The sequence below is a fragment of the Stenotrophomonas sp. STEN021 genome (assembly GCF_056760175.1).
In genome coordinates this window covers 1-23,604 of sequence record NZ_JBRREH010000054.1, presented here as the reverse complement: position 1 = coordinate 23,604, position 23,604 = coordinate 1, and the positions used below count along the sequence as shown (strand labels likewise).

At 63.1% G+C, this 23,604-nt stretch carries 21 protein-coding genes and 4 pseudogenes; 13 read left to right on the top strand and 12 right to left on the bottom strand.

Annotated features, from left to right (window positions below; all coding sequences use genetic code 11):
• Positions 1 to 21: 21 nt before the first annotated feature.
• From arsC (ACVOL0_RS12680) to ACVOL0_RS12660, 5 genes and pseudogenes are all read right to left on the bottom strand, one after another.
• Positions 22 to 420 (bottom strand): annotated as a pseudogene (arsC, locus tag ACVOL0_RS12680) (arsenate reductase (glutaredoxin)); the annotation flags it as partial.
• Complete coding sequence (arsB, locus tag ACVOL0_RS12675) at positions 417 to 1,463, bottom strand: ACR3 family arsenite efflux transporter (protein WP_481507752.1); 1,047 nt, start codon at positions 1,461 to 1,463, stop codon at positions 417 to 419. The pseudogene arsC (ACVOL0_RS12680) and the gene arsB, both read right to left, overlap by 4 nt.
• A gap of 58 nt (positions 1,464 to 1,521) precedes the next feature.
• On the bottom strand, positions 1,522 to 2,019 hold the full coding sequence (locus tag ACVOL0_RS12670; protein WP_164170539.1) for an arsenate reductase ArsC: 498 nt from the start codon (positions 2,017 to 2,019) through the stop codon (positions 1,522 to 1,524).
• A 12-nt stretch (positions 2,020 to 2,031) separates the two neighbouring features.
• The gene (locus tag ACVOL0_RS12665; RefSeq protein ID WP_062168894.1) at positions 2,032 to 2,493 is read right to left on the bottom strand and encodes an ArsI/CadI family heavy metal resistance metalloenzyme; all 462 of its coding nucleotides are present in this window, start codon (positions 2,491 to 2,493) and stop codon (positions 2,032 to 2,034) included.
• 11 nt (positions 2,494 to 2,504) lie between these two features.
• Positions 2,505 to 2,834: an ArsR/SmtB family transcription factor gene (locus ACVOL0_RS12660; RefSeq protein ID WP_197430008.1), complete on the bottom strand. Its 330-nt coding sequence runs from the start codon at positions 2,832 to 2,834 to the stop codon at positions 2,505 to 2,507.
• A gap of 276 nt (positions 2,835 to 3,110) precedes the next feature.
• Between ACVOL0_RS12660 and ACVOL0_RS12655 the strand changes: the two genes are divergently transcribed.
• The 4 genes from ACVOL0_RS12655 to ACVOL0_RS12640 all read left to right on the top strand — a co-directional run bounded on the left by ACVOL0_RS12655 (position 3,111) and on the right by ACVOL0_RS12640 (position 8,306).
• A complete protein-coding gene (locus ACVOL0_RS12655; protein ID WP_313642736.1) occupies positions 3,111 to 4,652 on the top strand; it encodes a DUF3363 domain-containing protein in 1,542 nt (513 codons plus the stop codon).
• A 196-nt stretch (positions 4,653 to 4,848) separates the two neighbouring features.
• Positions 4,849 to 6,210 carry a ferredoxin reductase family protein gene (locus ACVOL0_RS12650; RefSeq protein WP_481549418.1) on the top strand — a complete coding sequence of 454 codons (1,362 nt, stop codon included), beginning with the start codon at positions 4,849 to 4,851 and terminating at the stop codon, positions 6,208 to 6,210.
• Between the two features lie 14 nt (positions 6,211 to 6,224).
• Positions 6,225 to 6,890 (top strand): response regulator transcription factor, encoded by a 666-nt coding sequence (locus ACVOL0_RS12645; RefSeq protein ID WP_481549417.1) that lies wholly within the window; start codon positions 6,225 to 6,227, stop codon positions 6,888 to 6,890.
• Positions 6,891 to 6,950: 60 nt separating this feature from the next.
• Positions 6,951 to 8,306, top strand: coding sequence for a sensor histidine kinase (locus tag ACVOL0_RS12640; protein WP_229302608.1), 1,356 nt, complete (start codon positions 6,951 to 6,953; stop codon positions 8,304 to 8,306).
• A gap of 13 nt (positions 8,307 to 8,319) precedes the next feature.
• On the opposite strand, the gene ACVOL0_RS12635 is transcribed toward ACVOL0_RS12640, so the two are convergent.
• Together ACVOL0_RS12635 and ACVOL0_RS12630 are read right to left on the bottom strand one after the other, a co-directional pair.
• Positions 8,320 to 9,027 carry a VIT1/CCC1 transporter family protein gene (locus ACVOL0_RS12635; protein ID WP_035884269.1) on the bottom strand — a complete coding sequence of 236 codons (708 nt, stop codon included), beginning with the start codon at positions 9,025 to 9,027 and terminating at the stop codon, positions 8,320 to 8,322.
• 41 nt (positions 9,028 to 9,068) lie between these two features.
• On the bottom strand, positions 9,069 to 9,620 hold the full coding sequence (locus ACVOL0_RS12630) for a cytochrome b (protein ID WP_481549416.1): 552 nt from the start codon (positions 9,618 to 9,620) through the stop codon (positions 9,069 to 9,071).
• 321 nt (positions 9,621 to 9,941) lie between these two features.
• On the opposite strand from ACVOL0_RS12630, the gene ACVOL0_RS12625 reads away from it, so the two are divergent.
• Genes ACVOL0_RS12625 through ACVOL0_RS12610 form a run of 4 tightly spaced genes read left to right on the top strand, consistent with a single transcriptional unit; the run spans position 9,942 to position 15,886 of the window.
• Positions 9,942 to 11,165 carry an efflux RND transporter periplasmic adaptor subunit gene (locus ACVOL0_RS12625; RefSeq protein WP_481549415.1) on the top strand — a complete coding sequence of 408 codons (1,224 nt, stop codon included), beginning with the start codon at positions 9,942 to 9,944 and terminating at the stop codon, positions 11,163 to 11,165.
• Between the two features lie 13 nt (positions 11,166 to 11,178).
• Positions 11,179 to 14,274 (top strand): efflux RND transporter permease subunit, encoded by a 3,096-nt coding sequence (locus ACVOL0_RS12620; protein WP_481549414.1) that lies wholly within the window; start codon positions 11,179 to 11,181, stop codon positions 14,272 to 14,274.
• Positions 14,271 to 14,591, top strand: coding sequence for a DUF3240 family protein (locus tag ACVOL0_RS12615; RefSeq protein ID WP_062168876.1), 321 nt, complete (start codon positions 14,271 to 14,273; stop codon positions 14,589 to 14,591). The genes ACVOL0_RS12620 and ACVOL0_RS12615 overlap by 4 nt, the downstream gene beginning before the upstream one ends.
• A complete protein-coding gene (locus ACVOL0_RS12610; protein ID WP_231732380.1) occupies positions 14,588 to 15,886 on the top strand; it encodes a TolC family protein in 1,299 nt (432 codons plus the stop codon). Before ACVOL0_RS12615 ends, ACVOL0_RS12610 begins: the two co-directional genes overlap by 4 nt.
• 219 nt (positions 15,887 to 16,105) lie before the next feature.
• On the opposite strand, the pseudogene ACVOL0_RS12605 reads toward ACVOL0_RS12610, so the two are convergent.
• The 3 genes and pseudogenes from ACVOL0_RS12605 to ACVOL0_RS12595 form a co-directional block, all read right to left on the bottom strand.
• Positions 16,106 to 16,318: pseudogene (locus ACVOL0_RS12605) on the bottom strand (arsenic resistance protein); the annotation flags it as partial.
• Positions 16,319 to 16,338: 20 nt separating this feature from the next.
• Complete coding sequence (locus ACVOL0_RS12600; protein ID WP_303747742.1) at positions 16,339 to 16,830, bottom strand: arsenate reductase ArsC; 492 nt, start codon at positions 16,828 to 16,830, stop codon at positions 16,339 to 16,341.
• A 24-nt stretch (positions 16,831 to 16,854) separates the two neighbouring features.
• Positions 16,855 to 17,169 carry an ArsR/SmtB family transcription factor gene (locus ACVOL0_RS12595; protein WP_062168868.1) on the bottom strand — a complete coding sequence of 105 codons (315 nt, stop codon included), beginning with the start codon at positions 17,167 to 17,169 and terminating at the stop codon, positions 16,855 to 16,857.
• A 40-nt stretch (positions 17,170 to 17,209) separates the two neighbouring features.
• Here ACVOL0_RS12595 and arsH point away from each other — a divergent pair, with 40 nt between their 5' ends.
• The 4 genes and pseudogenes from arsH to ACVOL0_RS12575 all read left to right on the top strand — a co-directional run bounded on the left by arsH (position 17,210) and on the right by ACVOL0_RS12575 (position 21,178).
• Positions 17,210 to 17,950 carry an arsenical resistance protein ArsH gene (arsH, locus tag ACVOL0_RS12590; protein WP_481549413.1) on the top strand — a complete coding sequence of 247 codons (741 nt, stop codon included), beginning with the start codon at positions 17,210 to 17,212 and terminating at the stop codon, positions 17,948 to 17,950.
• Positions 17,947 to 18,366, top strand: a complete 420-nt coding sequence (gene arsC, locus ACVOL0_RS12585; protein ID WP_062168864.1) for an arsenate reductase (glutaredoxin) — start codon at positions 17,947 to 17,949, stop codon at positions 18,364 to 18,366. Before arsH ends, arsC (ACVOL0_RS12585) begins: the two co-directional genes overlap by 4 nt.
• A 54-nt stretch (positions 18,367 to 18,420) precedes the next feature.
• Positions 18,421 to 19,623 carry a chromate efflux transporter gene (gene chrA, locus ACVOL0_RS12580; protein ID WP_481507760.1) on the top strand — a complete coding sequence of 401 codons (1,203 nt, stop codon included), beginning with the start codon at positions 18,421 to 18,423 and terminating at the stop codon, positions 19,621 to 19,623.
• A 120-nt stretch (positions 19,624 to 19,743) separates the two neighbouring features.
• Positions 19,744 to 21,178 (top strand): annotated as a pseudogene (locus ACVOL0_RS12575) (IS1182 family transposase).
• Between the two features lie 230 nt (positions 21,179 to 21,408).
• Here ACVOL0_RS12575 and ACVOL0_RS12570 read toward each other — a convergent pair.
• A pseudogene (locus ACVOL0_RS12570) lies at positions 21,409 to 21,875 on the bottom strand (IS3 family transposase); the annotation flags it as partial.
• Positions 21,876 to 21,959: 84 nt separating this feature from the next.
• Between ACVOL0_RS12570 and ACVOL0_RS12565 the strand changes: the two are divergent.
• Positions 21,960 to 22,895 carry an AEC family transporter gene (locus tag ACVOL0_RS12565; protein WP_481549412.1) on the top strand — a complete coding sequence of 312 codons (936 nt, stop codon included), beginning with the start codon at positions 21,960 to 21,962 and terminating at the stop codon, positions 22,893 to 22,895.
• A gap of 33 nt (positions 22,896 to 22,928) precedes the next feature.
• Here the strand turns inward: ACVOL0_RS12565 and ACVOL0_RS12560 are convergent, their stop codons facing one another.
• Complete coding sequence (locus ACVOL0_RS12560; RefSeq protein WP_481549411.1) at positions 22,929 to 23,468, bottom strand: zinc-dependent alcohol dehydrogenase family protein; 540 nt, start codon at positions 23,466 to 23,468, stop codon at positions 22,929 to 22,931.
• Positions 23,469 to 23,604: the final 136 nt, after the last annotated feature.

Below are 23,604 nucleotides of genomic sequence, written 5' to 3'. Positions count from 1 at the left end.
TTCCGCGATCGGCGTGTCCACCAGCAGCGGTGTGCCGTCTTCCTTGCGAATCTCGCCCGCCGGTCGCTGCGGCAGCAGCTCAATCACCGTGTCCGAGGGGCGGCACAGGCGCACGCCCAGGGACGAAACCACGATGGGCCGATTGATGAGGATCGGGTGCGCCAGCATTTGGTCGATCAATTCGTCATCGCTCCAATGGGCGGCATCCAGCCCGAGTTCCTTGTACGGCGTGCCCCTGACGCGCAGCACGTCCCGCACGCACATGCCCATCTGTGCGATCAGCGCCTGCAAGGTTTCGCGGTCAGGTGGCGTCTTCAGGTACTCGATGACCGTGGGCGCGATGCCGCTGGCGCGGATCAGCGCCAGCGTGTTGCGCGACGTGCCGCAGTCCGGGTTGTGGTAGATCGTGACAAGGCTCATGCCGGATGCCTTCCTGCGTTGCGCGGAGCCTGTTCGTACCAGCCACGCGAGCGGTTGACCACGCGCACGACCAGCAGCATCACCGGTACCTCGATCAGCACGCCGACCACGGTGGCCAGCGCGGCGCCGGAGTGGAAGCCGAACAGGCTGATGGCTGCCGCCACGGCCAGCTCGAAGAAGTTGCTCGCGCCGATCAGCGCCGAGGGGCCGGCGATGCTGTGCTTCTCGCCTACCTTGCGGTTGAGCCAGTAGGCCAAGCCGGAATTGAAGAACACCTGGATCAAGATCGGCACCGCCAGCATGGCGATCACCAGCGGCTGGCGGATGATGGCCTGGCCCTGGAAGGCGAACAGCAGCACCAGCGTCAGCAGCAGCGCGGCGATCGACAGCGGGCCGATGCGCGCCAGCGCGCGGTCAAACGTCGCCTGGCCCTGGCGCAGCAGCCCGCGGCGCCACACCTGCGCGATGATGACCGGGATGACGATGTAGAGCACCACCGAGGTCAGCAGCGTGTCCCACGGTACGGTGATGGCCGACAACCCGAGCAGCAGGCCGACGAGGGGCGCGAAGGCGAACACCATGATGGTGTCGTTCAAGGCCACTTGCGACAGCGTGAACACCGGATCGCCGCCCGTCAGCCGGCTCCAGACGAACACCATCGCCGTGCAGGGCGCGGCGGCCAGCAGGATCAGGCCGGCCACGTAGCTGTCGAGTTGGTCGGCCGGCAGCCACTCGGCGAAGACCTGGCGAATGAAGATCCACGCCAGCAGCGCCATCGAGAACGGCTTGACCGCCCAATTGACGAACAGCGTGACGCCGATGCCGCGCCAATGCTGTCTGATCTGGCCGAGCGCACCGAAGTCCACCTTGAGCAGCATGGGGATCACCATGATCCAGATCAGCAGACCCACTGGCAGATTGACCTGGGCCACTTCCATGCGGCCGATGGCCTGGAACACGCCGGGCGCAAGCTGGCCCAAGGCGATGCCCGCGATGATGCACAGCAGCACCCACACGGTCAGGTAACGCTCGAAGATGCTCATGGCGGGCGCCGCCGGCGCGCGGCCGGCGGTATCGGCTCCTGCGGTCATCGCGCTGGCCTCACTGGCGGCCAATGTCGCGCAGCTCGCGCTGCAAGGACATGGCATCGAGACTTTTCAGGGGCAGCGACAGGAACAGCTCGATGCGCCGGCGCAGCGTGATCGCGGCGTCCGTGAACGCTTTGCGCTGCTGTTCCTCCGTGCCTTCGACGGCCGCTGGGTCGGGCACGCCCCAATGGGCCGATACCGGCTTGCCCGGCCACAGCGGGCACGCCTCACCGGCGGCGTTGTCGCAGACGGTGAAGATGAAATCGAACACCGGCGCATCCGGCGCCACGAACTCGTCCCAGCTCTTGCTGCGGTAGCCGGTCGCCGGCAGATGCAGGCGCTCCAGCGTGGCGAGCGCCAGCGGATGGACTTCGCCCTTGGGATGGCTGCCCGCCGACCAGGCGTGAAACCGGCCCTTGCCCAGCTCGTTGAGGATGCCTTCGGCGAGGATCGAACGCGCCGAATTGCCCGTGCAGATGAACAGCGCGTTGTAGGTGACTTCAGTCGTCATGCGTGCCTCGCGTCAGCAGCAAGATGCAGCGGGCTTCGCGGCGCGGCCATCGCTTGGCGCACAGCACGCCGCAGCGGCGCCGCTTGCGGGCTGGGATGCTTCGTTGAAGACGGGGATGTTGCCCAGCGTGTGGAAATGCTCCCAGGCCACACCTTGCGGGTCGGTGATCCAGTGCTTCTCGCTGCGCGCGTAGCAGCAGGTCGTGGTGCCTTCGTCGAGCAGTGCCATGTCGGCGGCCTGCGCGCGGGCCTTCAGGCCAGCCAGTTCCTCGGCATCGTCGGTCTGGATGCCCAGGTGGTCGATACCCGGCTTGCTGCCGCGCGTCGAGATGGCGAAGTTGACCGGCGGGTCTTCGAGCATCCACTTCGCGTAGTCGCTCTCGGTGCGCGCGGGCTGCGCGGCGAACAGTTGGGAATAGAAGCCGATGCTGCGGTTCAGATCATCGACGTGCAGGTGGACGTGGAAGCGTTTCATGAGAAGTCCTTTCAGCAGGTGGTGCAGATGGCGGAAGACGGGCTGACCTCGCACACGCCGCCCTGGCAGCAGTGCTCGGTCAGGTAGCCGATCAGGCCGTTCATGTGGCTGTACTCGGCGCGGTAGATCAGGTTGCGGCCCTGCTGCTCGATGGTGACGAGGCCGGCGTGCGCCAGCTCCTTCAGATGGAAGGACAGGGTGTTGCGGGCCACGTCGAGCTGGTCGGCCAGGATGCTGGGCGTCAAACCCTCGGGGCCAGCGACGACCAGGGCGCGGAACACGCGCAGGCGCTGGGCATGGGCCAAGGCACTCAGCGCGGAAACAGCTTGGGTCTCGTTCATGATTCGATAATACAACATTTATTGAATCATTGTGCAAGTCATCAGCAGGCAGAACTGCATGGCGTCCCGGCGTACCGCCGTCGGGCTCGCGGGCTGCGCCCCGCGCTTCGTGCCGAATCGCGGCCATCCGGCTTTGATCCCTGACGCCTCCGGCCCTTGAGGGCCTGCGCGCTCCGCTTGCCAAAAGCCGACTGTGTGCAGTGGGCGGGGTGTGGGCGGTCTTGCTGTTCCCTTCACCGTACCACGGCGTTCTCGCCGTCAAGGGCGGCGCGCGCCATGCGCGCTTGCGTCCTGGCGGCCGTCTGCGCCCTGCGCACCTACACGCGGCACCTCATGGGCCGCATGGAAGCCGACCTGGGCACAGGCCTCGATTGGGTGGCCGTCAACCACTGGAACACCGACAACCCGCACACGCACATCGTCGTGCGCGGGCGCGACGACACCGGCAAAGACCTCATCATCGCGGGCGACTACATCGCCGATGGCTTCCGCCATCGGGCCGCCGAACTGGCGACCGAATGGCTGGGGCTGCGCACCGAACTGGAGATCCAGCAGACCTTGCAGCGCGAGGTGGAACAAGAACGGTGGATGAGCCTCGACCGCACCCTGCAACGCGAGGCCGACGAGGATGGCCGGGTACAGATCGAACGCTTCAACGAACCCCGGCTGCAACGCCAGCGCCTGCTGCTGATGGGTCGCCTGCAAGCCTTGCAGCGCCTGGGCCTGACCGACGAGGTGCAGCCCGGCACCTGGGCCGCCCATGCCGACGCGGAAAAGACGCTGCGTGCCCTGGGCGAGCGTGGCGACATCATCCGAACGATGCAGCGGGCCATGCGCGGCCAGCCGCGCGAGCTGGCGGTGTTCGAGCCGGGCGACGACGGCCGCACCATCGTCGGCCGCGTGTCTGCCAAGGGGCTGGCCGACGAACTGCATGACCGCGGCTATCTGGTCAACGACGGCGTGGACGGCAAGGCCCACTACGTCGCGTTGAACGCCCGCGACAAGCTGGCGAACTATCCCACTGGCGCGGTGGTGGAGGTGCGCGGTTCCGCCGAGGTGCGGGCGGCCGACAAGAACATCGCCGCGCTGGCGAGCGATGGCCTGTACCGCACCGATCATCACCTGGTGATCGAGCAGGGCCGGGCCAAGCCCGGCCGCGACCCGCAGGAAGTCGTCGCGGCCCACGTCCGCCGGCTGGAAGCCCTGCGCCGTGCCGGCATCGTGGAGCGCGTGGCCGAAGGGCTATGGAAGGTGCCGGACGGCCTGCCCGAGCAGGGCCGCCGCTACGACGCGCAGCGCCTGAGCGGTGTGGCCGTGGAGCTGAAATCGCACCTGCCCATCGAGCGGCAGGCCCGCGTCATCGGTGCCACCTGGCTGGACCAGCAGTTGATCGGCGGCGGCTCGGGCCTGGGCGACCTATGCTTTGGTGCTGAGGTCAAGCAGGCGATGCAGCAGCGCGCCGATTTTCTGGCCGAACAGGGGCTGGCCGAGCGGCGCGGCCAGCGCGTGATCCTGGCGCGCAATCTATTGGGCACGCTACGCAACCGGGAGCTGGCGCAGGCTACGAAGGACATTGCGGCGAAAACCGGACTGGAGCATCGCCCGGTGGCCGATGGGCAGCGCGTGGCCGGCATCTACCGGCGCTCCGTCATGCTGGCCAGCGGGCGCTACGCGATGCTCGATGACGGCATGGGGTTCAGCCTGGTGCCGTGGAAACCGGTGATCGAGCAGCGAATGGGGCAGCAGCTTGCCGCGACGGTGCGCGGCGGCGCGGTGTCATGGGAGATTGGGCGGCGTCGGGGGTCAACCATTTCTTGAGTCAAGGTAATGCCACAAGCCGGTGGGAAAAATTAGATCCTATTATTGATGGTTGATCAATCCAAAGCATTACCAAAGGTTGGGATGCCAGAATTAAAATTTTCTGTAATTTCGGATACATGGTCACATTCAAAGGCACGCTATCGCGTTTCTGGATTGATGGTTTCAGACCAGCACCGCATGCGCCTTCCGCAGAATGTGGGGAAAATCCACGATGAAGAGAATAATTTGGACGTTCTGGTTTTTTGCGCTGGCATTGAGCGCTCTATGGCTTTTTACCGATACGCTCTGGCCTGCGCAGTCCAACTACTTCGCCCTGCGAACGGTATGGATTCAATACAGCGGCGTACTGGCCATCGGCGCGATGTCCGTGGCGATGGTGCTGGCCACGCGCCCTGCGTGGTTGGAGCCCAGCTTGAACGGACTGGACAAGATGTACCGCCTGCATAAGTGGCTCGGCATCGCCGCTCTGGCCGCTGCGACAGTACACTGGCTGTGGGCGCAGGGTACCAAGTGGGCCGTAGGCTGGGGCTGGCTGACGCGCCCGGCGCGCAAGCCCCGCGCAGCGGCTGATTCAATGGGCTCCATTGAATCGGCGCTGCGTGGCTGGCGCGGACTAGCCGAGGACTTGGGCGAATGGGCCTTCTACGCCGTCGCGGTGCTACTGGTGCTGGCTTTGGTTAAGCGCTTCCCCTACCGGCCGTTCGCCAAGACACACCACTGGATGGCAGCGATCTACCTGGTGCTGGCCTTCCACACCTTGGTGCTTGTGCAGTTCTCCTATTGGGCGCAGCCCGTGGGCTGGGCTTTGGCTATGCTGCTGGCGAGCGGCACGGTATCGGCGGCGTGGGTACTGCTGGGCCGGGTCGGTGCGCAGCGCACCGCGCACGGTGTCATCGAATCGCTGCAGACCTACCCTGCGCTGAACGTGCTGGAAACTACCCTGCGGATGGACCCGGGCTGGCCCGGCCACCGGCCCGGGCAGTTTGCCTTCGCCATGTCCAACCCGAAAGAAGGCCCGCATCCCTACACGCTGGCCTCAGCCTGGGTGCCGGAAAACCGGCGCATCACCTTCATCACCAAGGCGCTGGGCGACCACACCCGCCGGCTACCGGAACGCCTACAAGTTGGCGACCGGGTGACGGTCGAGGGGCCTTACGGCTGCTTCACTTTCGACGACGGACGTGCCCGCCAGATCTGGATCGGCGCCGGCATCGGCATCACCCCATTCATTGCGCGCATGAAGTATCTGGCGCAGCACAAAGGCCAAGACGCACGCCCCGTCGATTTGTTCCATCCGACGAGCGACGCTGATCCGCAGGCCATCGAGAAGCTTCGCGCCGACAGCCAGGCGGCCGGCGTGGCGCTACACCTGTTCATCGACAAGAAAGACGGTCGCCTGACGGGTGAGCGCCTGCGTGCTATGGTGCCAAGTTGGAAAGACGCCAGCGTCTGGTTCTGCGGCCCCACGGCCTTCGGCCGCGCGTTGCGCGCCGACCTGCTGGCCCAGGGGTTGGAGCCGGAAGCGTTCCACCAAGAGCTTTTCGAGATGCGCTGAATGGAAGAAAGCACATGCGCATATTGATCGTGGAAGACTCGCAAACGCTGGCCGAAGCCCTGAGCCAGAGCCTTCAGTCGGAAGGCTATGCCTGCGATACAGCAGCCGATGGCGTGTCCGCGCTGAAGTTTCTTGCCAGCTACCGGTACGACGCCATCATTCTGGACTTGATGCTGCCCCGGCTGGACGGCTTTGGCGTGTTGCGCGCATTGGGCCGGGAGGCCCATGCCGCACCGGTGTTGGTGCTCTCCGCGCGCGAACTGCTCGACGACCGGGTGCGGGCCTTGGATGCGGGTGCCGATGACTACCTGACAAAACCCTTCGAGCTAGCCGAACTGCTGGCTCGCCTGCGGGCGCTAGTACGGCGTCCACCGCAACGGGACGTTCCAGTTCTGCGCCACGGCGATCTGGAGGTCGATCCGCGCTCGCGCATCGCGAGGTTCAAGTGCATTGATCTTGGGCTCACGCCGAAGGAGTATGGACTGCTCGACTTGCTGCTGCGTCGGCGCGGCGCCACGCTGTCGCGCTCGCAGATTTTTGAACATTTGTACGACAGCCGCAGCGATGCATCGGACAAAGTGGTAGAGGTGATCGTCAGCACCTTGCGAACCAAGCTTGCCCAGTGCGGCCTGGATGAACTGATCGTGACACGCCGTGGCTTCGGCTACATCCTGCCCTGAACGATGGTACGTCCCGATTCCGAAGCCCTTTCTGATGCGAGTCAAGGCGGATCCTGGTCCTTGCAGCGGCGGCTGGCTGCCAGCTTGGTGATCTGCATTGGAGGAACCTTCGCGATCCTGTTTCCCGTCCTCGACTACTGGATTGACCACGAAATCTATCGACGGATGGATACCACCCTGATGCAACGATCAGCGGCGGTGGGGCGCGTGCTGCAGGAGTTGGATGCGAGAAAGCTCGAAAGCCTCATGCCGGAATATGAGCCTGGCGGGCATACCGAGTTCTTCACGGTCTTCGATTCGCAGACCCACCGGGCCTTGCTACGCTCTCCCAGCAGTGCAGGCGCCGAGCTATCGCTTGGCCCGGTGGAGCAAGGCACCCCGCGCTATTACGACGTGACACTTCCGGATGGCCACGCGGGCCGCGCGCTGGCGACGCGCGTGTCGGTAACTGGAGAGAGGTCTCAGCTATTAGTCGTCGCAACAGAACGCCGGGATTGGGATCAAACCGAGCGGCGCATCCACTTTGCGCTCTTGGGCGGTATTGTGCTGGCAACGCTGCTAGCGACGGGCCTGGCGCTGCTCATGGTTCGGCATATCGTGGTCATGCTGGAGCGGGTCGGCGAGCAACTGGCCGATCTGCGTTCGGATCGGCCGATTGCGCGGATCGGAGCGGACTTTCCCCGTGAACTGCGTCCGTTTGCCGAAGCCTTCAATCAGGGCTTGCATCACCTGTATGCGGCCATTGTCCGCGAGCGCCGCTTCTCCCGCGATGTGGCCCACGAGTTGCGCACGCCCCTGGCGGAAATCCGCATCAGCGCAGAAAGCGCTTTGATCGATGCCGACCCGGCCCGAATCCAGCGCGCCCTGAATGCAATGATCAAGGCCAGTTCACGCATGCAGCGCAGTGTGGACACTCTGCTGTTGTTGGCGCGTCTTGAGTCCGGCCAACACACACTGGCGCTGGATCCTCTGGATCTGACAGCTTTGCTGCAAGAGTTACTGGCGGGACTCAACGTCCAGAAAATGGCACCCAAGTCACCCATCCGCGTGACTTTGCCTGAATCAGCATGGGTGCAAAGTGATCAGGGCGTGATCGAACGCATCCTCTCCAACCTCTTGCGCAATGCCATTGAATACGCGCCCGAAGGCGACGACATTCAATGTAGGTTGGAGCTCGAGGCATCCGGCTGGATGTTAACCATCGTCAACACAGCTCCCAATTTGCAGGCATCCGATCTAGATCAATTCGGCCTTCGCTTCTGGCGCAAGGATTCCGAAGGCGGCACGGCGCATCACGCTGGACTGGGACTGGCGCTGGCCCTGGCTCTCGCGCATGCCATAGACCTGCCGCTGGCGTTCTCACTGGACAACGGTCGGCTGTCCGCGCGGCTTGGCCCTTGGCCACCGCTGCTCTGAGATTGACGCAGATCTACACCGCAGTGCCGAACATGGCTCCCACGCCCGCTGTCACCGCCATGGCAAATGTGCCCCAGAACGCGACGCGCAGCGCACTTTTGAAGAGCGGCGTACCACCCACGGCAGCAGCCGCAGCGCCGAGCAGGGCCAGGAAGACAATCGCCGTCGCGACGATCCAATAGAGCAGGCTCTGCTCTGGCGCCAGCAGAACCACAGCCAGCGGCATGGCCGCGCCCACGGCGAAGCTCCCGGCGGACGCCATTGCAGCTTGCAGCGGGCGAGCGCTCAGCGTTTCAGAAATGCCCAGTTCATCGCGCGCGTGCGCGCCCAGCGCATCATGTGCCATCAACTGCGTGGCGACTTGATCCGCGAGCCGATGATCCAGGCCACGCCGGACGTAGATGGCGGCCAGTTCCCGATGCTCTGCATGCGGACTACGGTTCAGTTCATCTTGTTCCCGTGCCAGATCTGCCTTTTCCGTATCAGCTTGTGAATAGACCGACACGAACTCGCCTGCAGCCATGGACATGGCACCGGCTACCAACCCCGCGATGGCCGTGGTCATGATGCTGGCATGGCTTGCATGGGCAGCAGCCACGCCTGCAACTAGGCTGGCCGTGGAAATGATGCCGTCATTGGCACCCAGAACAGCGGCGCGCAGCCATCCGATATGTTCAGTGCGGTGACTTTCAGGGTGGGCGCGGTGGTGAAATTTTGTCATTGGAAAATCAAATCCATGTGAAGCAGCCCAAGGCCAGCAGTTCAGGGACGATGACCGGGGAGCATGCGAACCAGGGTGGTGTCACGCATGACGTAGTGGTGCAACAGCGCCGCCATCGCATGCAATCCGATCAAGACATAGCCCAATGTCGCCAGCGCCTCATGGACATCCTTGAGTTGGCGCGACAAAGCAACGTCGGTGCCGATCAGAGACGGAATGGGCAAGCCAAACAGAACAATCGGCTTGCCCGCCGCACTCAAGGTGAGCCATCCGAGCAGCGGCATGGCGAGCATGAAGCTGTAGAGCGCATAGTGCATGACATCGGCGAGCGTGGCCTGCCAGCGTGGCATGGGTGGTTGGATCGCGGGCATCGCGCCCGCCTGGCTGCGCACCCAGACACGAATAAGGACGATCACCAGAACGCTGAGGCCCAGCAGGTAGTGCAAGGACTTCATGGCGTCTCTCAAGGCGCCCTTGGGTGCCAGTCCGCGCAGCTCCATGCTCGCATAGACCGCGATGATGAGAAGCACGGTCAGCCAATGCAGTCCTATGACCAAAGGACTGAAACGGTATTCGGAATTCTTGATGTCCATGGCGCATGGCCCCGATGTTTGAGATGGCAAAAAAGCGAACCGCTGGCTATCCTGGCTATCGGATCAAGTGACTGAGAAGTCAACTTACCGGCAGCTTGTGGCTCAAGACAAGCGGTTTTTTTCTGAATAGATCGTACAGAGAAAATTTCGCTTTCTCCAAAGCTTTCTCAAAGATTCACCGAAGAACATGAGCTGATCTTTACAAGAGATCGACCGCATGTTTCGCCTCATTAACCTCGCGCACCGCTTCATATGCGACGAATTTTCAATTCGCGCTGTGTGCTCTCTACTCTGCTCTACGTCATTTGGGGCGGCACAAGCATGAGCTTCCCGACCTTGAAAGCGGCGGGCACCTCCAGCCGAACCAAGACCTTGGCCCTGTCCGCCGTCGGTGTGGCAGTTCTGGCTGCCGTAGGGTACGGCTGGTGGGCTTGGGCAACCCAGCAGACAACCGTAGCCGATAAAGACGCGAGCGAAGCTGTCGCCCAACCGAACGCTGGCGGCGTTCACCTCAATGCCACTCAGCTTCGCGCGCAGGGTGTGGAAACCGCACTCGTCAAGGATGCTGCAGTGATACCGCTGGATAGCTTACCCGCGCAGACGGTGGCACCACTCTCGGCTAGCGCGCAGGTCGTGGCGCCATATGGCGGTGTGGTGACGCGCGTTCTGGTCGATGAAGGCGCCGCAGTGCGCCAAGGTCAGGCACTGGCGCGCATCCAGAGCAAGGACGTTCTGGCGTCTCAGGCTGATCTGGCGCGTGCCCGCACCGAAGCGGCGGTGGCTACGGCGCAGGCCCGGCGCGATGCCACGCTCTTGGCCGAGGGCATCATCCCAGCCACGCGCAACGAGCAAACCCAGGCGCGCGCGGCGGCTGCGCAAAGTACGTTGCAAGAGGCCAATGGCGCCCTCGCACGGCTTCGACCCGTTAGCGGCGGGCAGGCCGGCGAGTATGAATTGCTGGCGCCTTTGTCCGGGCGGGTGATGCGTCGTCACCTGAGCCTCGGGCAGGCGGTCGCGCCGCTCGACATCGCCTTCATAGTGGCTCAGCCTGGCCCGCTGGATGTCAGCGTCGCGGTTCCGCTGCGCTGGCGCTCGGATCTCCACCCAGGCTTGGAAGTGCGTCTTCCCGATGGCACGATCGCTCGCGTGACGGCTGTTGGTGGCGACACTGACCTCAGTAGTCAGAGCCTGCGGGTACGTGCCCGCGTCGATGCAGATCAGGCAGGGGCAGACCGCTATGCGGCCGGGCAGCAGATCAGTGTCGCGCTGTTGCTGCCAGCACCGCAGGGCACCTTGAGCGTGCCATCGTCCGCACTGCTGCCAGCGGGCAGCGCCCACGTGGTCTACGTTGCTGAGCCGTCATCGCAAGACAAGCACGGCGACCTACGCGTCCGCGCTGTTCCGGTGCGACTGCTGGGGCAAGACGAATCAGAGGCGTCAAGCGCCGTGCGTGCCGTCTCGCCAGACACTGCGCCGCTTGCGGCAGGCACGCAGGTCGTCGTGCGCGGTACGGCACTGCTTAAATCCATGATTCCATTGCAATGAGGGGCGACCACGCATGTTGTCCCGTCTGATTGAATTTTCCCTGCGCCAACGTGCGCTGGTACTGCTTGGCGTGCTGGCTTTGGCGGGTGCGGGCCTGGTGGCCTTCCTGCAACTGCCGATCGACGCCTATCCGGATATTTCCCCCACGCAGGTCAAGCTGATTATCAAGGCCCCTGGCATGACGCCTGAGGAGGTGGAGTCGCGCGTGATCACGCCGCTGGAGATGGAGTTGCTCGGCGTGCCGCGGGGCGTGATGCTGCGCTCCACGGCCAAGTACGCCATCGCCGACATCACGGTGGACTTCGCCGAAGGCAGCGACATCTACTGGGCGCGTCAGCAGGTGGCTGAACGCTATGCCGGCGTTTCGGGCAGCCTGCCCGAAGGCGTCAGCGGCGGGCTGGCGCCGATTTCGACACCGCTGTCGGACGTGTTCATGTTCACCATCGAAGGCGGTGGCCTCACGTTGAGCGAGCGCCGCGCCCTGCTGGACTGGACGCTGCGCCCGGCTCTGCGCACGCTGCCCGGTGTTGCTGATGTCAACGTGCTGGGTGGAGAAGCCAAGAGCTTTGCTGTGGTGCCGGATCGCGCACGGCTTTCCGCTGCGGGCCTCAGCTTCTCTGATGTCATCACGGCGATCGGCCGCAACAACCGCAATGACGGTGCGGGCCGCCTGGATGCAGGCGAAGACACGCTGATCGTGCGCGCCGAAGGCGCGATCCACACTTTGGACGATTTATCCCGTCTGATCCTGCGCGCGGGGGCCAATGGTACGGCCCCAGTTCGCCTGGGCGACGTGGCCCAGGTGCGCATCGAAGGCGTGACGCGATATGGCGCCGTCACCCGGGACGGCGCGGGCGAAGCGGTGGAAGGCATCGTGGTGGCGCTGCGCGGGGCCGATGCCTCGGCGCTGGTCAAAGCCATTCGAGCCCGGCTGGACGAGGTGACTCCCAGCCTGCCGCCCGGCGTCAAAGTGGTGCCGTTCTATGACCGCAGCACGCTGATCGAGCGCGCCGTGGGCACGGTGGAAAGCGCCTTGCTGGAAGCGACGGTACTGGTCGTTATCCTGCTGCTTCTGTTCCTCGGCGAGCTTCGCGCCGCGCTGGTTGTGGCGGTGATGGTGCCTTTGGCGGCACTGGGCACCTTCTTGCTGATGCGTCTGGTCGGCATGAGCGCTAACCTGATGAGCTTGGGGGGCCTCGCGATCGCCATCGGCATGCTGGTGGACGCTGCCGTAGTGGTGGTGGAAAACGCCGTCAGTCGGCTCGACCCGCACGCGCCCAGTGCGCACCAGCCGCGCCTGCACCGCATATTCGCGGCGGCGCGCGAGGTCGCCGTGCCCGTGGCCTCCGGCATCCTCATCATCTGCCTTACCTTCATGCCCCTGCTCACGCTGCAAGGGTTGGAAGGCAAGCTGTTCGTGCCGGTGGCGCTGACCATCGTGTTCGCCCTGGGCGTCTCGCTGCTGCTGTCGTTCACGCTGGTGCCTGTGCTGGCCTCGCTGCTGCTCAAGGAACACGCGCACACCGAGCCGTGGGTGATGCGCTGGGCTACGCGCCTGTACCAACCGCTGCTGGAGGCTGCGCTTCACCACCCGCTACGCGCATCGGCAGTCGCCATCGCGGCCCTGGCATTGGGTGTGGTGGCCTACCTCGGCACGGGCAAGGCGTTCATGCCGACGATGGACGAAGGCGATATCTTGCTGCAACTGCAAAAACCGCCGTCCATTGGGCTGCAGCGCTCGCTGGAGATTGACTTGGCCGTGCAGAAGGCCATCAGTGCGGCAGTGCCCGAGGTGCGGCACAGCATCGGGCGGGTGGGCTCGGACGAGCTGGGGCTCGACCCGATGGGCCTGAACGAAACCGACCTGTTCATGCAGCTCGCACCGCGCAAGGATTGGCATGCAGCCGACAAGGAGGCCTTGAGTGCCGAGATACGCAAGGTGATGGATGCCTTCCCCGGCCTGGAATTCGGCTTTACCCAGCCCATCGAGATGCGCATCTCAGAAATGCTCACCGGCAGCCGGGGCGACGTGGCCGTCAAGCTGTTCGGCCCTGATCTGCAAACACTGGGCGATCTGGCGCAGCGCATGGCCGCTCGCATCGAGAAAGTGCCCGGTGCGCGCGACGTGCTCACCCAGGCCAGCGACAGCGTGGAATACCTGCAGGTGAAGGTGGATGCGCAGGCGGCGGGGCGCGCCGGGCTGGCCGTAACACAGGTTCAGGACGAGTTGCGCGCGCAACTCGAAGGCGTTCCGGCCGGGCTGGTGATCGAGCCGGACAGGCGCACGCCCATCGTGGTGCGCGGGGATGCCCGGCTGCGCGGATCGGCCGAGCGGTTCAAGGACTTGCAGCTCGCCCGTGGCGATCAGGGCGAAATCCCCCTGGCCTCGCTGGCGCGCATCGCCACCACCGATGGCCCCGTGCTGGTGCGGCGCGAGAACGGCTCGCGCTTCGCACTGATCCAGTCCAGCGTGAGCGGGCGCGATCTGGTCGGCTTCGTGGATGAAGCGCGCGCAGCCGTGGCGCGCGACGTGCCGCTGCCGCCCGGCTATCGCGTCGAATGGGGCGGGCAGTTTGAGAACCAGCAACGTGCAGCGGCCCGCCTTGGCATGGTGGTGCCGGTGGCCCTGGGGCTGATTTTCTTCGTGCTGTTCATGACCTTCGGCTCGGTGCGGCAGGCCGCGCTCATCCTCGGCAACGTGCCGTTTGCCATGGTCGGCGGCGTGGCGGCGCTGTGGCTATCGGGGCAGTACCTGTCGGTGCCTGCTTCGGTCGGCTTCATCGCGCTGCTGGGCATCGCCGTGCTCAACGGATTGGTGCTGGTGACGCACTTCAACCACCTGCACGCGCTGGGCCTGCCCATGGAACAGGTGGTGCGTGAAGGTTCTCTGCGACGGCTGCGCCCCGTGCTGATGACGGCTTCCATCACCGCTTTTGGTCTGGTGCCCCTGCTGCTGGCCAGTGGCCCTGGCTCTGAGATCCAGCGCCCACTCGCCATCGTGGTGATTGGCGGGCTGGTCAGCTCCACGGCGCTGACCCTGGTCCTGCTGCCGGTGCTGTACCGGCGATTCGGCCAGGCCATCTCCTCACAACAAGGAGTCCATGCATGAACGGATTGAAAGAAGCGCAACTGGTGCGCCTGAATCTGGTATTTCCACCCACGCTCGAAGACGCCGTCACCGATGCCCTGATGGCCGACCCGGTGCTGCCAGGGTTCACCCTGTTGCACGCCGAAGGGCATACCGGCGACTTCGCGCGCGCGTCCATTCGCGAGAAAGTTCGCGGCCGTGTGGATCGGCGCGTCATCTGGGTGTTGATCGAACCCGAACGGCTGGAACAGGTTCTGGCGCATCTGCGCCAGCGCATCGCATCGAGCGATGTGCGCTGGTGGGTGGAGCCGGTGTTGGCAAGTGGAAGACTGGTATGACGAATAAAAACAAAGGATGCAGCCTGGTGCTGCCGACTGGTTCCGTCATGGTGGCTATCGCGGCTTTGACATTTCATCCCGCGCAAGCGCACGCCGATGATCTCTCTTGGCTGCCTCCGCAGGTGCAAGTCGAAGCGGCGATGAAAACCCAGCCGGTCGTGAATGCAGCAGCCGCTCGCTTGGACGCGGCTGCTGCCACGCAAAGCGCCCTTGAAGCCGGTAGCCACGAGTTTGAACTCAGTAGCGGCCTACAACGTCGAAACGTGACCAACGAAGCGCGTCGCTACAACGAATGGGAAATCCAGCTCAGCCGTGCTGTTCGCTTGCCAAACAAGGCACGTATAGATCGGGACATCGGTAGCCGCACCCGCAGAGTGGCCGATATGCGCCTTGAAGATGCCGAGCACCAAATGGCAAGGCGACTGTTGGAAGTCTGGGCCGGATGGCTGCGCAGTTTCGTCGTAGCCGACGAGATGCAAGCGCAGGAAAAGTTGCTTATACGTGAGCAGGAAGCAATGGCCCGCCGCGTGACCCTGGGCGATGCCGCGCAGCGGGACAGCGACGTTCTGCAAGCCGAACGCGCAATGCTTGCTGCCCAGGTTAGCGCTGCGCGCGACGCAGAACGGGCAGCACGACAAACGGTAGTGATCGAGTTCCCCGGCATTGAGATTCCCGCACGGCCATCCACGCTGCCAGATCCCGATCCCTTGCAGGGCGGGGTACAGGAGTGGCTGGCGCGAATTGTGCGACAAAGCGTCGAAATCGGCATTGCCGATGGAGAGGCAGCTCGCCTTGCCAAGGTGGCCGAGCGAGCTCGCGCCAACCGCACGCCCGACCCCACAGTCGGGGTACGCATGATGTCTGAACGCGGCGGGGCGGAACGTGTCATTGGCGTTGTCCTGACGGTGCCATTTGGCACAGACTATCGCAGTGCAATGGCTGCCACGGAAAGCGCCAATGCGGCGGCCGCAGAGGCGGAGGCGCTCGGCGTGCGGCGCGCGGTGGAGCAAAGTGCGTGGGTCGCCGTGCAGGCTGCCGACAGCAAGCGCACACAGTGGCAGTCATTCGCGCAGGCGCTGGCCGCGCAGACCACGGCCAGCAACCGCACGCGGCGGGCTTGGGAATTGGGAGAGGCCTCCTTGGCCGAATACCTCTTGACGTTGCGCAACCTGCGCCAGACACGACTCGCCGAGGCACAGGTTCGCGTCGATGCGTTGCAAGCATCAGCACTGGTGCGTATCGACGCGCATGCGCTGTGGCATTCGAAGGAGGCACATGCCGATGCCCCCCAATGAATTCCGACTACTGGGCAACGCCCCACTATCCAACGCACCATTCGCACCTCGATTCTTAATCACTCATTTAGCGCTACCAGCGGGTGCGGCGCTGATCATCAGCAGTCTATTGATGGATGGCGGTGGGGACTTCTGGGTCGCCGATCATCTCTATCGCTTGCAGGGCAGCCGATGGGCTTTGCGGGATGCCTGGCTAACCAACAACCTGCTGCATCGGGGTTCCTCGTACTTCACCTTGGCCAGCGGCGGATACATCATCAGAATCAAGCCGATCGCGATCGGAATGTTGGTCGACCCTATCGAAAGGCTGTTCAACGCGTTGGGCACGCCCTCGAACAACGCGCCCAGGCCGACGCCGAGCGCCATGGCGGCGAAGATCCAGAGCGTGAGATACCGGTCCAGGAAGGACAGGCGGGAGGTTTCAGTAGTCATGGGAGTTTCCGGGAGGACGGTCAGTTGATCTGCGCAATCTGATCGAGCTGTGCCTTGAGAGCTTTACGGTCATCCCATGCCCCGTCAGGAATCTCCAGGAAGGCCTTCAGGCGGGCCTTGATGATCTGATGTGCCCGATCGAATGCTTCAGCCTTCTGTGCATCCGAGCCTTCTACGCCGGCCGGATCGGACAAGCCCCAGTGCACGCGCACGAAATCGCCAAACACGACCGGGCACGCTTCGGCAGCCGCGCTGTCGCACACGGTGACTATCAGGTCCATGGCAGCAGCATCCGCTTCGGCAAATTCATCCCAGGACTTGCTACGCAGGCCCTCCACCGGGAAGCCCTCGCGCTGCAACTGAGCAATGGCGAACGGATTGACCCGACCGGCCGGCTGGCTGCCTGCACTGAAGGACCGATAGCGGCCTTCGCCCCACTTTGTCAGGGTCGATTCGGCCAACACGCTGCGCGCGTAATTGCCGGTACAAAGAAAGAGAACACGACGGGTCATTTTGGCGAACTCTGGGATATGGGGTCAGCATCCTGCGGGGCGTTCACAGGCCTGTTCCTCTGCACAGCAGTTTTCAGTCAGGTAGGCCACCAGCTCGTTCATCGCCACGAACTCGGCTCGGTAGCAGATGGTCCGGCCACGTTGCTCGGCGCTGATCAGTCCCGCAGCAAGCAGTTCCTTCAGGTGGAAAGAGAGTGTGGCGCCAGGCAAAGAGAGCGCATGCGCAATATCGCCAGCCAGCTTGCCGACGCTCCCCGCCTGAACCAGGAGGCGGAAGATCGACAGGCGGGTGGCATGACCCAGGGCAGCCAAGGCGTGGGTTGCTTTTTTGTGTTCCATGATTCTAGAATAATCAAATTAAAATGACAGGACAACCCCCGTGCAGCAGATCCCTAACGTGGTCTCGGGTGCCTTGGACATCCCCACGGCCGCCAAGCTCAGCGATCCGGTCGCCCAGCCACACCGACCACGCATCCTGATCCTGTATGGGTCGCTGCGCCCGCAGTCGTTCAGCCGCAAGCTGGCGCTTGAGTCGCAGCGGCTGCTGGAGCAGCTTGGGGCGGAAACCCGCCTCTTTGATCCACATGAGCTACCGATGCTTGACTCGGTGCCGGCCACTCACTCGAAGGTGCAGGAGCTGCGTAGGGCCTCGCTGTGGTCAGAAGGACACGTGTGGATCAGCCCGGAACGCCACGGCACCCTTACTGCAGTATTCAAGAATCAGATCGACTGGCTGCCACTAGAAGAGGGCAGCGTGCGACCCACTCAGGGCCGGACGCTGGCTGTGATGCAGGTCTGCGGCGGTTCTCAGTCGTTCAACGTGGTCAACGCGCTGCGCGTGCTCGGCCGTTGGATGCGCATGGTCACGATCCCGAACCAATCCTCGGTGGCCAAGGCCTGGCAGGAGTTCGATGACGACGGTCGAATGAAGCCTTCGGCGTACTACGATCGCGTCGTGGACGTGATGGAGGAACTGATCAAGTTCACCCTTCTGGTGCGCGGGCGTAGCGACTACCTGGTGGACCGATACAGCGAGCGCAAGGGGGCCGTTGAGGCGACGGCGCTGGCCGCTGCCGCAGGCGTGGTGGAGACCGTTTTGAAGAAAGAGGAAAGTGCGTGAACGCTGTCATCTATCACAACCCCAACTGCGGCACTTCGCGCAATACTTTGGCACTGATTCGCTTCGTCGGCATCGAGCCGGAAGTGATCGACTACCTGGCCAACCCACCCAGCCGTGCGCGCCTAGTCGAGCTCATTACGGCGGCGGGGTTGAGCATGCGCGATGCCATCCGGCAGAAGGGGACGCCGTATGAAGCGCTCGGGCTAGGCGACGCAGGACTGAGCGACGACGCGCTGCTTGATGCGATGCTGGCGCACCCGATACTCATCAATCGTCCTCTCGTACAAACCGATAGGGGTACTCGTCTGTGCCGGCCTTCGGAAGTGGTGCTGGAGATCCTGTCGCCGCTGCCCGGGCCGTTCCGAAAGGAAGATGGAGAGCTGGTGACCGGGCACGCCGGAAGCTCCACGCCGTGATCCCAGTGCCTGGCTGGGCTTGCCGCCGCTGAGAACCACAGGAGGTCATGGTCCATGTCGGCGCTCGATCCCACAACAAGCGACAGCGCGTGGCGCGTCTTCCTGGTATTCCTGCGGCTGGGGCTGACGTCGTTCGGCGGTCCGATCGCCCATCTGGGCTACTTCCGCCTCGAGTTCGTCGAACGCCGCCGTTGGCTGACGGACCGTAGCTACTCTGATTTGGTGGCCCTGTGCCAGTTACTGCCAGGCCCGGCCAGCAGCCAGGTTGGGATGGCGTTGGGCTTGCGCCGCGCTGGCTGGTCTGGCCTGTTGGCTGCTTGGGCTGGCTTTACGCTGCCTTCGGCCGTGCTGATGATCCTGTTCGCTTTGGGGGTTGCCAAATACCAGGGCATCGTTGAATCCGGCTGGCTGCATGGCCTGAAGATCGTGGCAGTTGCTGTGGTGGCTCAAGCAGTATGGGGAATGGCCCGATCCCTGTGCCCGGACCGTCTGAGGGCAGGGATGGCGCTTTTTGCCGCTGTGTTGACTTTGTCCATACCCTCGGTCGTCGGCCAGATCGTGGTGATCATCTTCAGCGGACTGCTCGGTCGCTGGATGCTGAAGATCGAACCTGCTTCCGGCCAATCAGACGGCGGCTATCCCGTCTCGCGAAGAACCGGCACAGTGGCACTGGTGCTACTGGTGCTGCCGCTTGTTCTGCTGCCCGTGTGGGCGGTGGTTAGCGGCTCCCCCTTGGCCGTGCTGTTGGAGGGTGTGTACCGCGCTGGCGCCCTGGTCTTCGGCGGCGGCCATGTCGTGCTGCCGTTGCTGCAGACCGCGGTCGTCCAGAGCGGCACCGTGAGCACGGCGGATCTCCTCGCCGGGTACGGTGCGGCGCAGGCGGTGCCGGGCCCTCTCTTCTCCTTTGCAGCGTATCTGGGGGCTATGGCCGAGGGGCCGCTGGGTGGCTGGGCAGGCGGCCTTGCACTGCTGGTGGTCATTTTCCTGCCAGCCCTTCTTGTGCTCGTGGGGGTGCTGCCGTTCTGGGAGTCCCTGCGCCACCGCAAGGATCTCCAAGCTTCGATTGCAGGCGTCAATGCCGGGATAGTCGGCATCCTGCTGGCGGCGTTGTATGACCCGGTGTGGACGAGCGCGATCCATGACCGATGGGATATCGCGATGGCACTGGTCGCATTCGGGCTGCTGGTCGTTGCGCGTGCTCCGCCGGTCCTGGTCGTGTTACTGGCTGCCATGGCGGGTTGGGCGATGACGTGGTAACGCCGCCAGTTCGGTGAGGCGCGTTTTGGCAGCGCAACCTAACGTCTGCTTCTGGCCGAGGCTGTGTGAAAACCCCTGCGCCACTGGCAATATCTCAGCACCATTCGGTTGGTGCTGAGCATGAAGCGATTCGTCGATGGCGTTGATCGATCACAGGGGCTTTTGTTGCCTGATCGGCTCGAAGATTACGTCCACGAAGACAATCCGGTGCGGGTGGTCGATGCTTTCGTTGACGCGCTCGATCTGAGTGTCCTGGGCTTTGGGACCGTCGATCGCGCCGCTGGTGGCCGGCCCGCTTATCACCCAGCCGCGCTGCTCAAGATCTACATCTACGGCTATCTCAACCGCATCCAGTCCAGCCGGCGTCTGGAGCGCGAAGCGCAGCGTAACCTCGAACTGATTTGGCTGACCGGGCGATTGGCGCCGGACTTCAAGACGATCGCCGACTTTCGCAAGGACAACGGCACCGCCATCATGTCAGTGTGCAGTCGCTTCATTGCACTGTGTCGGAACATGAAGGTCTTCTCGCATGCTGTGGTTGCGATCGACGGAAGCAAGCTCAAGGCCGTGAACAGCCGAGAGCGGAACTTCACCACCGGCAAGATCAAGGCGCGTCGCGAACTGTTGGACCAGAGCGTCGTGCGCTATCTGGCCGAGCTGGATCGGGCTGATCGTGATCCAGCGCTGCTGCCGGAGGGGCGCGTCCCCCATCTGAAGGACAAGCTGGCGAAGGTACGTGATCAGATGAAAACGCTCGATGCCATCGAACAACAGCTCAAGGGCAAGCCGGACCACCAGATATCACTAACTGATCCCGATGCACGTTCGATGACCTCAAGCGGACGCGGAACCGGCACCGTGGGCTACAACCTCCAAGCGGCGGTTGACGCCGAACATCATCTGATCGTCGCCCCAGATCACCAACGCCGGTAACGATCGCGCCCAACTCTTTGGCATGGCTACGATGGCCAAGGACGCACTTGGAGCTCAGCACATGACAGCGTTGGCTGACCGTGGCTACTTCAACGCCCCCGAGATACTGGCGTGTGAGCAGGTGGGCATCATCCCGTTGGTTCCGAAGCCACTAACGTCCAACAGCAAAGCGGAAGGAAGGTTCGACAAGCGGGACTTTATCTACGACCCAGTGGTCGATGCCTATCAATGTCCGGCGGGCGAATTGGCCATCCACCGCTTTACCACCGAAGAGAACAGACTGAAACTGCACAAATACTGGTCGTCGGCCTGTCCCGACTGCCAGATGCGTACCAGATGTACGACCTCCAACTACCGACGCGTTGGTCGATGGGAGCACGAACACGTACTTGAGGCGATGCAGTTCCGCCTCAACGCTAGGCCACAAGTCGCTATCTTGCGAAAGCAGACCGTAGAGCACGTGTTCGGCACGCTCAAGGCGTGGCTGGGTACGACACCACTGCTCACGAAGACGCTTCCGAAGGTCAGAACAGAGATCAGCCTGGCGGTTCTGGCTTACAACATGAAGCGCATGATCAAGATTGTCGGAATGCAAGGCATGCTGAGAGCAATCGCGGCTTGAAAACTCCGCATCATTGTTTTGACCGAACTGCGTGAGTCGGATGCGCTCTCCCCGAAAGATCATCCGCAAAGGGTTTTTACACAGCCTCGGCCGGGAGTTGCCGTTCGGCGTGTCGAGCTTGAATGTTGTGCCTCATCGAGATGCTGTCTTTGATTGAAACTTATTTCAGACCCTTAGTACCACAGTGAAGCAGGATCCCCGTGAATCGCCCAGGCTTTTGTAGACACTCTTCAGCCGTTTAGTGCGTACTGCCGTTCAAACTCTATCGGGGACAGGCCGCCATTGGAACCGTGTCGCCGTGTCGGGTTGTAAAACATCTCGATGTACTGGAAGACATCGGCGCCTGCCTCGTCGTGATTGCTGTAGATCCGCCGCTTAATCCGTTCGCGTTTCAACAGCTGGAAGAAGCTCTCCATTGCTGCGTTGTCGTGGCAATTTCCTCGTCGGCTCATGCTGCATACGATGTCGTGCTCACGCAGGAAGCACTGCCAGTCTTCGCTGGTGAACTGCGTTCCTTGGTCAGAGTGCACAAGCAATCCTGGATCGGGCGCTATACCGCGGCGAGCAGCGCCTGCAGCACGAGGTCGGTGTGCTGGGTGGGACGTGTTGCCAAACCCACTACCTGGCGTGAGAACAAATCGAGCACAACGGCCGGGTACATGAAGCCGTCGTAAGTCCGGATGTAGGTGATGTCCGTTGTCGCTGTAGCAGATAAAAAGCATTGGAGTGCATTGATGTTCGGCGCGTAAGCTTGTGGCCACCTCCCCCGGTTCTCGTATCCATGTTTTCAGTTTTGGCGATTGTCTTGCCGATTTTTGCTCTGGTCTTCGCCGGTTGGCTAGCTCGCCGGACGGGGGCGCTCGGTCCGCACTCCACGAGTGAGCTCAATCGCTTCGTCGTGTACTTGGCATTGCCGGCCCTCCTGTTTGATGTGGTAGCCAATGCGCACTGGCGTGAGCTTTGGCACCCCGGGTTTGTCCTGAGTTTCGGCGATGGCACGGCGGCGGTGTTTGTCGCAACGGTGCTTCTGCGCAGGCGCAGCGGTCACGCTTTGGCCGACGCCAGCATCGACGGGCTCAATGCCTCGTATGCGAACACCGGGTTCATTGGTTTCCCCTTGGCGGCAGCCGTGCTGGGCTCAGCTGCGCTCGCCCCCACGTTGGTGGCCACGCTGCTGACCGTTTGCGTGTTGTTCGCTGTAGCCATTGTATTGATTGAGATTGGGCTTCAAGGCGAGCAACGTCTCCATCACGTTCTTTGGAAGGTCACCAAATCTCTGGCACGCAACCCGCTGCTGTTGGCCCCGCTGCTCGGCGTTATTCCCATGGCCACCGGAATGTCGCCTCCCGCGCCAGTAGAGACGTTCCTCAAACTTTTGGGAGGCGCGGCCGCGCCGTGCGCACTGATTGCCCTGGGGCTCTTTCTGGGTGAGCGCCGAAACGTCGCCTCTGGAACAGGTAGAAGCGCGATTGTGCTGGGGCTAGGAAAGCTGGTGGCTCAGCCAGTGCTGGTGTGGGTGCTCGCTGTTCACGTCTTTTCCCTGCCGCCGCTGCTAGCACACACTTCAGTCATGATGGCCGCGTTGCCGACCGGAACGGGGCCTTTCATGCTAGCCGAGTTCCATCGCCGCGAAGCCAGCACTACCGCAGCCACAGTCCTAGGCACAACAATCGTGTCGCTGTTGACCATCACGGCTTACGTTGCCAGCATTCAGTGAAAAGCGTTGCGACACGTCGGCGCTTGGTCCGGTTTACAGTTCCACAACAACCTTGCCGAAGTGGCCTGAGCCGGATGCAAGATACGCAAACGCCTCAGCCGAGTCCTCTAGGGCAAACGTGCGATCCACAACAGGTCGAATCCGATGTGTTGAGATTGCATCGTTCATGGATTCAAAGCTCTTTTTTGAGCCGACGGCCATGCCTTGGATACGCAGCATCGGTGCGAGAATCTGACGGATCCCAACCTCGGCCGAGTAACCTGCAACAAAACCCACCACCGCCACAAAACCGCCCCAGCCAGCGGCGTCCAGCGATTGCGGCAGGGTCGCCCCGCCTGTCTCCACGATGATGTCTGCGCCGTTGCCCTGCGTCGCGTTCCGAACCAATTCCGGCCAGTTGCTACGGTCTCGATAATTGATCCCAACGTCGGCACCCATCGCAGCAGCTCGACGCAATTTGTCATCGCTGGAGGACGTGATGATGACGCGCGCGCCCGCCGCCTTGGCAAACTGCAGTGCGAACAATGAGACGCCACCCGTCCCTTGTACCAGCACCGTGCTGCCTGCCTTCACGTCTCCCGCCGATAGCGCGTTCCATGGGTTCACCCCCGTTTTCACGGACACTTACGAGAAGGCCGATCAAGGCCATGAGGAGTGTTCATGTCGAAGCGAAGGAAGTTCAGCACCGAGTTCAAGCGCGGTGCGGTTG

Bases quoted from the DNA above. Each gene is read 5' to 3' on its own strand.
- arsB (WP_481507752.1), bottom strand. From the start codon at position 1,463: ATGAGCATCTTCGAGCGTTACCTGACCGTGTGGGTGCTGCTGTGCATC.
- ACVOL0_RS12670 (WP_164170539.1), bottom strand. From the start codon at position 2,019: ATGACGACTGAAGTCACCTACAACGCGCTGTTCATCTGCACGGGCAAT.
- ACVOL0_RS12665 (WP_062168894.1), bottom strand. From the start codon at position 2,493: ATGAAACGCTTCCACGTCCACCTGCACGTCGATGATCTGAACCGCAGC.
- ACVOL0_RS12660 (WP_197430008.1), bottom strand. From the start codon at position 2,834: ATGAACGAGACCCAAGCTGTTTCCGCGCTGAGTGCCTTGGCCCATGCC.
- ACVOL0_RS12655 (WP_313642736.1), top strand. From the start codon at position 3,111: ATGCGCGCTTGCGTCCTGGCGGCCGTCTGCGCCCTGCGCACCTACACG.
- ACVOL0_RS12650 (WP_481549418.1), top strand. From the start codon at position 4,849: ATGTGGGGAAAATCCACGATGAAGAGAATAATTTGGACGTTCTGGTTT.
- ACVOL0_RS12645 (WP_481549417.1), top strand. From the start codon at position 6,225: ATGCGCATATTGATCGTGGAAGACTCGCAAACGCTGGCCGAAGCCCTG.
- ACVOL0_RS12635 (WP_035884269.1), bottom strand. From the start codon at position 9,027: ATGACAAAATTTCACCACCGCGCCCACCCTGAAAGTCACCGCACTGAA.
- ACVOL0_RS12630 (WP_481549416.1), bottom strand. From the start codon at position 9,620: ATGGACATCAAGAATTCCGAATACCGTTTCAGTCCTTTGGTCATAGGA.
- ACVOL0_RS12625 (WP_481549415.1), top strand. From the start codon at position 9,942: ATGAGCTTCCCGACCTTGAAAGCGGCGGGCACCTCCAGCCGAACCAAG.
- ACVOL0_RS12620 (WP_481549414.1), top strand. From the start codon at position 11,179: ATGTTGTCCCGTCTGATTGAATTTTCCCTGCGCCAACGTGCGCTGGTA.
- ACVOL0_RS12615 (WP_062168876.1), top strand. From the start codon at position 14,271: ATGAACGGATTGAAAGAAGCGCAACTGGTGCGCCTGAATCTGGTATTT.
- ACVOL0_RS12610 (WP_231732380.1), top strand. From the start codon at position 14,588: ATGACGAATAAAAACAAAGGATGCAGCCTGGTGCTGCCGACTGGTTCC.
- ACVOL0_RS12600 (WP_303747742.1), bottom strand. From the start codon at position 16,830: ATGACCCGTCGTGTTCTCTTTCTTTGTACCGGCAATTACGCGCGCAGC.
- ACVOL0_RS12595 (WP_062168868.1), bottom strand. From the start codon at position 17,169: ATGGAACACAAAAAAGCAACCCACGCCTTGGCTGCCCTGGGTCATGCC.
- chrA (WP_481507760.1), top strand. From the start codon at position 18,421: ATGTCGGCGCTCGATCCCACAACAAGCGACAGCGCGTGGCGCGTCTTC.
- ACVOL0_RS12565 (WP_481549412.1), top strand. From the start codon at position 21,960: ATGTTTTCAGTTTTGGCGATTGTCTTGCCGATTTTTGCTCTGGTCTTC.